An 11,208-nucleotide genomic window follows, 5' to 3' on the forward strand; every position below is an offset into this window, starting at 1 on the left:
TCCGGAATCAAACATGACCCTGACCAGCCCGGTTTCACTGACTGAGATCCCGCAGAACAACCTTTACCAGAAGGGCGACGTCTTCGTTCTCTTCGGCGAATTGTTCGGTCGTGGCTATGTCACTGGCCTGCTCGACCAGGCCAAGAAGGCCGGCATGGAGATCATAGGGATCACCGTCGGTCGCCGTGACGAGAACAACAAGCTGCGTCCGCTGACCGACGAAGAGCTTGCCCAGGCGGAAGCCAATCTCGGTGGCCGGATCATCAATATTCCCGCCATGGCCGGCTTCGATCTTGATGCGCCCGAAGGCGAGAAGACACCGACGGACCTGCTTGCTTCGCTGACGCTGGAAAACTGGGAAACGGAAAAGCTCGACTGGGCGCATATCGAAAAGTGCCGCCAGGTTGGCGTGTCGCGTTTCCAGGATGCTGTTGCCAAGATCATGGGCGAGCTGGAAGGCATGATTGCCGATGGCCGGAATGTGCATTTCGCCCACACGATGGCCGGCGGCATTCCGAAGGCCAAGGTCTTCCTCGTTCTTGCCAACCGCATCTACAAGGGCCGTGGCGCGCGCCACATGTCCTCTCAGGTGCTGCTCGACAGCGATCTCGGCAAGCTGATCCTGCAGAACTTCGACGAAGTCTCCGCCAACACCTTCCGTCACCTGATCGAGGGCAGCACTGCTATCCGCAACCGCATCGAAAAGAGCGGCGGCCAGGTGCGTTATTCGGCCTATGGCTATCACGGCACGGGCATCCTGATCGGCGACGAATATCGCTGGCAGACCTATACGAACTACACCCAGGGCTATGCCAAGATGAAGCTCGAGGCGATTGCCGAAGAGGCTTACGCTTCCGGCATCAAGGCCGCTGTCTTCAACTGCCCTGAGATCCGCACCAACTCCTCCGATGTCTTCGCCGGCATCGAGCTGCCGCTTCTGCCGCTCCTGAAGGCACTGAAGAAGGAAAATCCCGGCGCCCGCGCCGAGAAGATCTGGGCCGACTGCGAGGCGCTTCTGGTCGAGGGTGCGACCGTCGAGGACGTGCTCAAGAAGATCGCCGACTTTCAGGCAAGCGACGTGATGATCCCGTTCTACGACTTCAACAACTGGCCGATGCCCAACAGCCAGGGCCAGTCCGACATCACCATCGGCACCTCGCAGGAGATTGCGCAGATGCACAAGGACGGCAAGGCGCTGATCTCGGACTATCTGAGCGTGCTCGTGGTCGAAGCAACCGGCGCGCTGATCTTTGGCGAAATGGCCAATCCGTCTGCGCCGGTGCTCTGGCTGAACCATGACATGGTCGCGCGGCAGATCAACAAGGCCGGCTGAGCGCGCGAAGCGAATAGGCAGTAGCCAAGGTCTGATGGTGCCGGGAGCCTCGCTTCCGGCATTTTTCGTTTCGCGAGGCCCCCTCCTTCGTCATCCTCGGGCTTGTCCCGAGGATCTACTGCCGCTGCTATTGGCTCGACCTTTCAGTCCGCTCCATAAGCCTCCAATCCATGGCAAGCCTTGGCAGATCCTCGGGACAAGCCCGAGGATGACGGCGTGTGTGGGGCGGCGAGCACCAGCCTGAACCTGGCATAGCCCGTGAGCTGACCTGTCGAGACGCACGGTCTTTTCCGGGGGAGAACCAATCGGCCGCCGCAACGGCTGGACTTGGCACACCGATGCTGGCACGCACATGACTGGTCATCAGACAAATCGAGTCTCCCCGATGCATTTCCAGCCGCAGTATCGTGTCTATATCGCCTTCTTTCTGTTTGCCATGTGTACGGGATCGCTGTTCTCCCGGCTGCCCGACCTTCAGCTGCAACTCGGGGTCAACAAGGCCGAACTGGGGCTGACGCTGATCGGCATGGCGATCGGCTCGCTGATTTCGCTCACCCTCTCCTCGCCGCTGATCGTCCGGCTCGGGTCGCGCACGACGTTGGCCATCTGTCTGCTCGGCGTGATGGCGCTCTTGTCCCTCATCTCGCTCCTGCCGTCCGCCCCTCTCGTCTTTGCCACGCTCTTCGCCGTCGGACTTCTCGCCGGCGCTTTGGAGATCTGCCTTAATGTCGAGATCGGGCGGATCGAGGCGCAGGCCGGATTCGGCATCATGAACCGCGCGCATGGCTGCTGGAGCCTCGGCTTCTTCGTCACGGCGATCACTGCCTCGCTGGTCCGGCAGGCGGGGGTGACGATGCAGGTGCATATGCATGTGCTGCTGGGACTGATGTTCGTCATCGGTTCGATCACGATCGCGGGCATGAAGAATGCGCCTGTCCTCACCACCGCCGGAGCCGAGGACAAGGCACCGCATTTCGCGCTGCCGACGCTTGCTCTACTACCGCTCTGCATCATCGGCACCTCGGCCTTCCTGATCGAAGGGGCCGGCATCGACTGGTCGACGATCTATATGGAAGAAGTCTTCGACGTCTCGCCCTTCATCTCGGGTTCGGGGCTGACGCTGTTTGCCTTCTTCATGGCGCTGGCACGCCTGACGGTCGACCCGGCCGTCGATCGCTACGGCGCACGGCTCGTCGGGCGGGTGTTGCTTTCGGTCGCTGCATTAGGCATCGCCATGGCCTGGATTGCGCCGTCTCCGACGATTGCCCTTCTCGGCTTCGCTCTGATGGGCGCCGGCTGCAGCGCAGTCTATCCGATGGCGGTCTCGGCCGCGGCCCAACGCACCGATCGCCCCGCCGTGATCAATGTCGCGGCAATCGCGCAGATGGCCTTCGTCGTCTTCTTCCTCGGGCCGCCGCTTCTGGGCTTCGTGGCCGAGGCCTTCGGCATCCGCAACGCCTATCTCGTCTGCCTGCCCCTGGTGCTCGGATCGATCCTCGCCAGCGGCGCGCTGCCGGTTGGGCCTGCTCGGCGGCAGAAGCTGGCGGCTTGATTCAAGAGCGCGTCAGAAACGTCAACTCCTCCGGCGTCGGATCGCCGAAGATCTTGATGCCGAGCTTGGCGTCAGAGACATAAAGCAGGGCACGCTTGCCGTCCTTGGAGTAAAGCACCCGGATCCAGCTTGTTTCGCAGGTCCGCGGCTCGCAGGCGCGGAACAGCTGCATGCGCTTGTCCTTGACCGCGACCTCCTCGGAGGCAAGCGCCACGTAACGCGGCTGGCGCACCAGGGCGCGCACCCAGAAGGGCAGCCCCGGCTGGCCCTTGAGCATCTCCATCAGGCTGTCGCGATGGGCCGGCGAGGTTGCCAGCACGCTCGGCAGGTAGTTGCCGGCGAGCGAGGGGGATGCGGTCTGGGCGTGGAGGGGGGCGGCGCTCACAGCCGCCAGGAGGCCAAGGGCGATGAGGTAGCGTTTCATACTACCTCCCTCTCGCGCAGGGCCTCCGCCGTCTGCAGGTCGACGGAGACGAGCTGGCTGACCCCCTGCTCTGCCATGGTGACGCCGAAGAGGCGGTTCATGCGGGCCATGGTGATGGGGTTGTGTGTGATGATGACGAAGCGGGTCTCGGTCGAGGCGGCCATTTCGTCCATCAGGTTGCAGTAGCGCTCGACATTGTGGTCGTCGAGCGGCGCGTCGACTTCGTCCAGCACGCAGATCGGCGCAGGGTTCGTTAGGAAGACGGCGAAGATCAGGGCCATCGCGGTCAGCGCCTGTTCGCCGCCCGAGAGCAGCGTCATCGTCTGCGGTTTCTTACCCGGCGGGCGGGCGAGGATTTCGAGGCCGGCTTCGAGCGGATCGTCGCTTTCGATCAGCTGCAGTTCAGCCGTGCCGCCATTGAAGAGGTGGGTGAAGAGGCGCTGGAACTGGGCATTGACGACGTCAAAGGCGGCGATCAGGCGTTCGCGACCTTCGCGGTTGAGGCTCTGGATGGCACCACGCAGCTTGCGGATCGCGTCGATGATATCGTCGCGCTCCTTGATGAGGGCGGCGAGCTTGTCCGACAGTTCCTTCTGCTCTTCCTCGGCGCGCAGGTTGACGGCGCCGAGCCGCTCGCGCTCCATCTTCAGACGGTCGAGATTGCGCTCGACCTCGCGCAGGTCGCCGATCTCGGAGGGGTCCTTGAGACCGGTCAGGCGGAAGGCCTCATGCGGGCTGACATTTAGCGTATCGCCGATACGGGTCTCGGCCTCGATGCGCCATTCGCGGGCAGAGACCAGACGCTCTTCGGCGCGGCCGCGCTTTTCTCTGCTTTCGGCGAGTTCAGCCAGGGCGGCTGCCGCCTTCTGGTCGGCCTCGCGCTGGCGGGTTTCTGCCTCGATCAGGCGATCGGCGGCATCGCGGCGGTCCTTCTCGGCCTTATCGAGGGCGGTCATCAGATTGCGCCGCTTGTCCTCGAATTCGTCGGGCGCCATTTCGAGATCGGTGATCTCGTCGCGGGCCTCGGCCTCACGCTCGCGCAGCGTTGCGATGTGTTCTTCCGCAGACTTGGCTCGGTTCTGCCAGTTCTGCTTTTCCTGGCGGATCGAGAGGATGCGGCGGCGGCGCATTTCATCTTCGCGGGCGAGGCCCTCGAAACGGGCGCGCGCTTCGGCGAGCAGGCCACGATCGCGGGCAACGACGGCCTCAGCTTCCCGCAGGCGGGCGTCGAGAGCAGAGAGGTCAGGCGTCTCCTCCATCTCGATGCGGGCGGTTTCTTCCTGCTCGACGATCTCCTCGATCTGGGCCTTCAACCCGTTCACCGCCTCCTCGATCACCTCGCGGCGGCGGATGAGATCGCCGGAGGCGCGTTCGGCCTGGGCAAGGGCATCGCGGGCTTCGGCCAGGCTTCGAACCGTCAGGCGGCTGCGGTCGCGGGCTTGCGTGAGGCGGGCTTCCTCGGTGCGGATGGCATCTGCGGCTTCGGCGAGACGATCCTCGGCCTCGACCATCTGGTCGCGGGCTTCCTCGGTTTCGATCTCGATTTCGGCAAGCCGGTTCTTCTGGGCCAAGCGCAGGGCGGCGGCACTCGGGGCATCGGCGCCGGTGACATGGCCGTCCCAGCGATAAACCGCACCATCGCGGGTGACGAGGCGCTGGCCGGGGGCGAGTTTGGGCATCAGGGCAAGCGCTTCGGCTTCCTCGACGACGCCGATTTGGCGAAGCGCGCGGTTGAGCGCTGCGGGTGCGCGGACATGGGTGATCAGGGGCTTCGCGCCAGACGGCAGGCCTGCGTCCCCTGCCCCGTCACCATTGCCATGCCAATGGGCCGGGGCTGTGGGATCAAGCGCGCTGTCGAGATCGTCGCCGAGGGCGGCACCGAGGGCCGTTTCATAACCGCGATCGACGGAGAGTTCGTCGGCGACCGGCGGGAAGTCGCCCGTGGTCGTTGAGGCGAGGATGCGGGCGATGGTGCGGGCTTCGGTCTCCAGCCCGTTGACGCGGGCACGCGCGGCGTCCAGCGGCTGGCGCAGATGGCTTTCGGTGCGGCGGGCTTCGGTCAGCGCTGCTTCCGCCTCCATGGCCGCACTTTCGGCGTCAGCGACGGCCTGTTCGGCGATCTCGACCATTTCGCGCTTTTCGTCCGGATCAGGCAAGGCTGCTATGCGGTCGGAGATGTCGGAGAGTTCACGGGAGGCATCGGAGACCTGACGCTCCAGCCTTGCGCGGCGCTCCGTGAGGTCGCGGATGGCACGTTCCAGCTGGTTGCGGCCGGCAGCGGCTTCGGCGCGCTCTGCGGTCAACCGGGTGAAGTCGCGTTCACTATCGGCAATCGTTGCAGCAGCGGCGTCGAAGGTCTCCTTCGCCTCCTCACCGAAGCGGCCGGCATCGGCGAGGATTTCCTCGAGTTCGGCTTCTTCCTCGGAAAGACGGGAAATGACCTCGGCATTCTCAGAGACGAGGCGTTCCTCACGGCGGATGTCTTCATCGAGCTGGGCAAGGCGGCGGGTCAGCTCATCGCGGCGACGGAGAATCCGGTTCGCTTCTTCGTCGAGTTGGCTGCGGGCGATCTGCAGGCGCTGCAAGGCGGCGGCGCATTTTGCCTCCTCCTCGCGCAGTTCCGGCATCTTCAGGCTTGCGATGGCCTGGAGCTTGGCCGCCTCCATCTGGTGGTTCGCCTTTTCCGCGACCGTGGACATGGCCTGGTTCAAGGCGCTCTCGGCCTCGCCTTCAGCCTGCTTGGCCTGCGACCAGCGGATATGCAGGAGCATGGCGTCATGGGCGCGGATGTCGGCCGACAGTTGCTTGAAACGGTTGGCCTGCCGGGCCTGGCGCTTGAGGCTCTCGATCTGGCTTTCCAGCTGGGCGGTGATGTCTTCCAGTCGCTCGAGATTGGTTTCCGCCGCACGCAGCCTGAGTTCCGCCTCGTGGCGGCGGGAATGCAGGCCGGAAATGCCAGCGGCTTCTTCGAGCAATTGCCGCCGCGCCTGGGGTTTGGCCGAAATCAGTTCGCCGATACGACCCTGGCCGACCATGGAAGGCGAGCGAGCCCCCGTCGAGGCATCGGCAAACAGAAGCTGCACATCCTTGGCGCGGGCCTCCTTGCCGTTGATGCGATAGACCGAGCCATTGCCGCGCTCGATGCGGCGGGTCACCTGGATCTCATCGGCATCGTTGAAGGCCGCCGGTGCCGTGCGGTCGGAATTGTCGAGATAGAGGCCGACTTCGGCCGAGTTGCGTGCAGGACGATTGCCGGAACCGGAGAAGATCACGTCGTCCATGCCGGACGCGCGCATGTTCTTGTAGGAATTCTCGCCCATCACCCAGCGGAGCGCTTCGACGAGGTTCGACTTGCCGCAGCCATTCGGTCCTACAATGCCGGTAAGGCCCCGTTCGATGACGAATTCGGAGGGTTCGACGAAGGACTTGAAGCCGACAACGCGGAGGCGGTTGAATTTCATGGCGCCACCCCCCGCCGAAGAAACGCACGAAAAACGGGCGCACGGGTTTCCCCGGCGCCCGTCGTCAGGACGGATCGTCGATCAGAGCATGCTGTCGATGAGGGCCGACATGGAGTCAACCGACATGTCCCCCGAATAGGCCTTGCCATTGATCAGGAAGGTCGGGGTCGACTGGACACCGAATTCCTGGGCGCCGCGGTCGCGGACTGCCGACACATCACCGGCAAGCTGGGCGTTCGTCAAGCAGGCGTCGAAGCTCTCCTGTGTAAAACCGGCAAGCTTGGACATTTGCAGCATGGCATTGCGCACGTCGCCGTCGGCCGGCGCGGCCCAGGCGGACTGCTGCTTGAGAAGCGTGGAGACGAAGGGGAAGTAGCGCTCTTCGGTCGTGCAACGCGCCAGCATGAAGGCCGCCAGCGATGCGGTGTCCTGCGGGAACGGGAATTCGCGCACGACGAAATAGACCTTGCCGGTGTCGACATAACGCGCCTTGATTTCGTCGAAGGTGCGAACGTGGAAGTTTGCACAATGCGAGCAGGTCATCGACATGTATTCGATGATCTTGACCGGCGCGTTCGGGTCACCGAGCGCCATTTCCTTCAGCGGGCCGGGCTTCAATGCCTCTTCCATGTCGACGTCGCGATCGGCAGTCGGGATCTCGGCAGAGGTCGTCGAGGCGGTCGTCTCGTTGCTGACAGCGGGTTTGGGCTCGGCACTGGCGGCCTTGTCTTCTGCGTCGCTGCAGGCGGTGAGTGCCAGACCGACGGCGGCAATGGCGATACCGCCGAGGAGGCGGCGCTTGGTGATCGAGAGTTCGGATGTCGACATGGGTCAGTTACCTGCGTTGCAAGGATCTTGGATGGCTTCACCGTTATAACGGCAAAAGGCGCCAAACAAGGCAGGCTCCCACCTGAAAAATCAAAGATCCGTGACCTTTTAACCGTAGCCACGGCAAAATTGCCGAGACCGGCAAGTCATGTGCCTGCCGGTCCAGCATCAGTTTAAGGTGCGTTTTCAGCGAACCACGGGACGGCTCACCAGCGACTGCACCGTGTAAACGAGGATCGCGATGCCGATGGCCCCCATGGCGGCGACGCCGAGCAGCACGATGATATCGACGGGACCGCCGATGTCACCAAAGCCGGAGCGGGTGACGGCCTGGACGAACCAGACGGCGCCGATCGCGCCGAGCGGCATGGCAAGCTGGGCCAGCAGGAACTTCTTCCAGGAGACCTGGCGATCGCGGATCAGCACGTAAAGATAGGCGAGCGTGATCACGGCTGCAACCGCGACCATGACCCAGAACAGGGTATGGCCGAAGATCTCTTCGAGAACCGCGACGATCATTCCGACAGTCATGTCCTTCATGGCATCCTCCTCAGGCGCGACCGCGCAGCATGGCGTTATAGGTGGGTTTCAAGGCGATCTCCTTCATCAGCCAGGAAATCCAGAGCTCTTCCAGCGGGGCGATCAGTCCGGGGAAGGACGGGACGAGATTGTCCTTGTAGTCGAACTCGACCAGCATCGCCGAGCCGATGCGGGTGATCAGCGGGCAGGACGTATAGCCATCGTAACTTTCCTTGCTCTCGCGCCCCTCGATCTGGGCGACGAGCTGGTCGACGGCGACGGGCACCTGCCATTTGACGCTGGCCGCCGTCTTGCCCTTCGGCACGCCGGCGATGTCGCCGACCGCGAAGACCTCGGGATAACGCATGTGGCGCAGGGTGTGCTTGTCGACCTCGACCCAGCCCTGGCCCACCCATTTGTCGGCCCAGGGCAGCGGGCTGTTCAGGATGACATCGGGCGCCCGCATCGGCGGGATGACATTGGTGAAGTCATAGCCGAGTTCCTTGTCGCCTTCCGGCGTGGTGAAGGTGGCGATCTTGCGCACGGGATCGATCTTCTTCATCACGTGTTCGTAGACCGTGTCGATGCCACGCTCCTCATAGAGCATGCGCACTTTTTCGGAGACGATCGGCACCCCGAAAAGCGCCTTGTTGTGGGCAGCATAGACGATCTTGGAGTTGCTGCGGGTACCCTTGCGGGTCAGGTAGTCCTCGGTGAGGAAGGTGTATTTCAGCGGGGCGCCGGCGCATTTCATCTCGGTCGCCGGGCGCGAGAAGAGGGCAAGACCGCCCTTGTCGGTGAAGCGGTCCATCTCCGCCCAGGTCTTCTCGGCGTAATCAGGGCCTGCATAGACAGAACCGATGCCGTCCTTGCCGATCAGGTCGAGCGACATGCCTTCGATGGCTGCGTAGTCGAGCTTGAGACCGGTTGCGACGAACAGGAAATCGTATTCGATCGCCTTGCCGCTTTCCGTCACCACCTTCTTGCCGTCGGGATCAACTTCGGCCGCACCTTCCTCGATCCATTCGACGCCGGAAGGCAGCCAGTCGGCCGTGCCGGACACGGAATAGGACGCGGGCTTGAGGCCTGCGGCGATCAGCGTGAAGCCCGGCTGGTACCAATGCTGCTTGCGCGGATCGAGAATGGTGATCCTGGCGCCGTCGAGTCGGTTGGACAACTGGTTGGCAAGCGCCGTTCCGGCCGCACCCGCACCAAGGATCAGAATTCGGGCATTGGTCTTGACGGGTTGTGCCGTCGCGCTGTGCAAAGGTGCCGCGGCCAGTGCCGCACCACCGGCCGCCAGACCGAAAAATTGTCGTCTGCTGGTTTTCATTGCTTCCTCCCCCGGGGTGCAGCAAGTGCCCCCTTGCCTGTTCTGGATAACGCCTCGCCGACACAGCATCGCCTACGGCTGGGCCTCCCAACGCTGATCGTTAAATATATATACTATTTCGTATCTTCGACGCAACGTAGTTATTGAAATTTCACACTAGACTGTCGTCGGGGATTTCCCTGCCCGCGCATTGCCGCGGGATCATCAGGCCTGTAACAATTCATCGCGGATGACCGATGAAGACGGCAAAGACCCAAACTTGGCCGGTCCAGTCGCGTTTGAGTTATTCTAACAAGATCTTAACGTGCCCTAGAGATTTCAGCTCGATCACAGTCAGAGTTCCTTTTCCCATGACGTTGCCGAAGAGCCGGGAGACTTTCTCTCTCGCTACCCATAATCTGAGCCTTGCACTTGCCACCTTTTGCGTGGCGTTGTCCGTGGGCGGAGCCCTGGCGCAGCAATCCCAAAACGTTGCGCCGCGGACGGGCAGCGCATCGATCGACGAGGTCGAGGCCAAGCGAGAAGCCTTGTTCGGCCGGATGATGGCAGCACCCGACGATCTCGACACCGCTTTCGAATATGCAGCGCTGTCCTCCGAGGCCGGCGATCTGGAAGGGGCGATCTCGACGCTCGAACGTATGCTGATCTACGCGCCCGGCCTGCCACGACTGCAGCTTGAGCTCGGCGTTCTCTATTATCGCCTCGGCGCCTACGAGACCGCGCGCCAGTATTTCGACGCGGCGAAGTCCGCAGGCGACATGCCACCGGAGGTCTCCGCCAAGGTCGATCAGTATCTTTCGGCCATCGACCAGCGCGGCGCCCCCTCGCAATTCTCCGGCATGATCAGGACCGGCATCCGGTATCAGAGCAATGCCAATGCGGGCCCGGGCAATTCGACGGTGACGCTGAATGGCCTGTCCTACACACTGGACGGCTTGAGCGTCGCCGGCAAGGACTTCAACGGCTTCGTCAATGGCGGGCTGCGCTATCGCCATGACACCGATATCCAGGGACTATCGCTGGAGGCAGGCCTTTCCGGCTATGCCGCCGGCTACCGCGACCGCAACACACTGAACACGGCTGCGGTCGAGGCCTATGCCGGCCCGGTCTTCGATCTTGGACGTTTCGGGCTCGACGACCGGACGCTCTCCGTCCTCCTGACCACCAGCGGCGTGCTGATCGAGGGCGACCGGTATATGGCATCCGCGGGGGTCTCGACGACGATCGACTGGCAGGTGACACCGGTCGACAGTCTTTCGGGCAGCCTGCAATACCGCTACGAGGATTTTTCCAACACCAAGTCCCGCCGGACCGCAAATCTGCAGAGCGGCCATCGTTTCGATGGCCAGTTTTCCTGGTCGCACAATCTCACTGAAGACTTCAGCCTGACGGGGCGCATTCTTGCGACCCGGCGCGACGCGGAGGTGGGTTACCTGTCCTCCAGCGAACTGGGCGGGGCGATCTCCGGTACCTATCGCTATGCCGCCCTTATCGGCGACGGGCCGGCCTGGATCACCGGGGTGGAAGCGGCCGTCGCCGGACGCGGCTACGACGATCCCGACAGCATGATCAATTCGGCGACGCGTCAGCGAGACACCGACTTCAGCCTCAACCTGCGCCAGATCGTGCCGTTCAACGAGCGCGTGGCGCTCGTCGCAGAGGCCGGCTACCGCAAGGTCTGGTCGAACTATGACATCAAGAGCTTTGACAACATCTCGCTGTCGATCGGCATCCAGTCCGCGTTCTAGGAGCATCACG

8 protein-coding genes are annotated in these 11,208 nt (G+C 63.1%); 3 read left to right on the forward strand and 5 right to left on the reverse strand.

All coding sequences use genetic code 11. The annotated features are described in order from the left end of the window. Positions 1-19 precede the first annotated feature (19 nt). Together BSY240_RS07855 and BSY240_RS07860 are read left to right on the forward strand one after the other, a co-directional pair. A complete protein-coding gene (locus BSY240_RS07855; RefSeq protein ID WP_069043887.1) occupies positions 20-1,333 on the forward strand; it encodes an enoyl ACP reductase FabMG family protein in 1,314 nt (437 codons plus the stop codon). A gap of 385 nt (positions 1,334-1,718) precedes the next feature. Beyond that, entirely contained in the window at positions 1,719-2,885 is a 1,167-nt protein-coding gene (locus BSY240_RS07860; RefSeq protein ID WP_069041936.1) for an MFS transporter, read from the forward strand. Between the two features lies 1 nt (position 2,886). On the opposite strand, the gene BSY240_RS07865 is transcribed toward BSY240_RS07860, so the two are convergent. The 5 genes from BSY240_RS07865 to BSY240_RS07885 all read right to left on the reverse strand — a co-directional run bounded on the left by BSY240_RS07865 (position 2,887) and on the right by BSY240_RS07885 (position 9,450). Continuing rightward, positions 2,887-3,309: an Ivy family c-type lysozyme inhibitor gene (locus BSY240_RS07865; RefSeq protein ID WP_069041937.1), complete on the reverse strand. Its 423-nt coding sequence runs from the start codon at positions 3,307-3,309 to the stop codon at positions 2,887-2,889. Further along, positions 3,306-6,770 carry a chromosome segregation SMC family protein gene (locus BSY240_RS07870; RefSeq protein WP_069041938.1) on the reverse strand — a complete coding sequence of 1,155 codons (3,465 nt, stop codon included), beginning with the start codon at positions 6,768-6,770 and terminating at the stop codon, positions 3,306-3,308. The genes BSY240_RS07865 and BSY240_RS07870 overlap by 4 nt, the downstream gene beginning before the upstream one ends. A gap of 81 nt (positions 6,771-6,851) precedes the next feature. Continuing rightward, positions 6,852-7,598 (reverse strand): DsbA family protein, encoded by a 747-nt coding sequence (locus BSY240_RS07875; RefSeq protein WP_054149180.1) that lies wholly within the window; start codon positions 7,596-7,598, stop codon positions 6,852-6,854. Between the two features lie 186 nt (positions 7,599-7,784). Further along, positions 7,785-8,138 carry a DUF5368 domain-containing protein gene (locus tag BSY240_RS07880; protein ID WP_069041939.1) on the reverse strand — a complete coding sequence of 118 codons (354 nt, stop codon included), beginning with the start codon at positions 8,136-8,138 and terminating at the stop codon, positions 7,785-7,787. A 10-nt stretch (positions 8,139-8,148) separates the two neighbouring features. After that, positions 8,149-9,450: an NAD(P)/FAD-dependent oxidoreductase gene (locus tag BSY240_RS07885; protein ID WP_054149182.1), complete on the reverse strand. Its 1,302-nt coding sequence runs from the start codon at positions 9,448-9,450 to the stop codon at positions 8,149-8,151. Between the two features lie 350 nt (positions 9,451-9,800). On the opposite strand from BSY240_RS07885, the gene BSY240_RS07890 reads away from it, so the two are divergent. Next, on the forward strand, positions 9,801-11,198 hold the full coding sequence (locus BSY240_RS07890; RefSeq protein WP_150127432.1) for a tetratricopeptide repeat protein: 1,398 nt from the start codon (positions 9,801-9,803) through the stop codon (positions 11,196-11,198). Positions 11,199-11,208 lie beyond the last annotated feature (10 nt).

Source organism: Agrobacterium sp. RAC06, assembly GCF_001713475.1.
GTDB lineage: Bacteria > Pseudomonadota > Alphaproteobacteria > Rhizobiales > Rhizobiaceae > Allorhizobium.

Coding starts and splice junctions, on each gene's coding strand:
- BSY240_RS07875 (WP_054149180.1), bottom strand. CDS start 7,598: ATGTCGACATCCGAACTCTCGATCACCAAGCGCCGCCTCCTCGGCGGT.
- BSY240_RS07865 (WP_069041937.1), bottom strand. CDS start 3,309: ATGAAACGCTACCTCATCGCCCTTGGCCTCCTGGCGGCTGTGAGCGCC.
- BSY240_RS07880 (WP_069041939.1), bottom strand. CDS start 8,138: ATGAAGGACATGACTGTCGGAATGATCGTCGCGGTTCTCGAAGAGATC.
- BSY240_RS07890 (WP_150127432.1), top strand. CDS start 9,801: ATGACGTTGCCGAAGAGCCGGGAGACTTTCTCTCTCGCTACCCATAAT.
- BSY240_RS07885 (WP_054149182.1), bottom strand. CDS start 9,450: ATGAAAACCAGCAGACGACAATTTTTCGGTCTGGCGGCCGGTGGTGCG.
- BSY240_RS07860 (WP_069041936.1), top strand. CDS start 1,719: ATGCATTTCCAGCCGCAGTATCGTGTCTATATCGCCTTCTTTCTGTTT.
- BSY240_RS07870 (WP_069041938.1), bottom strand. CDS start 6,770: ATGAAATTCAACCGCCTCCGCGTTGTCGGCTTCAAGTCCTTCGTCGAA.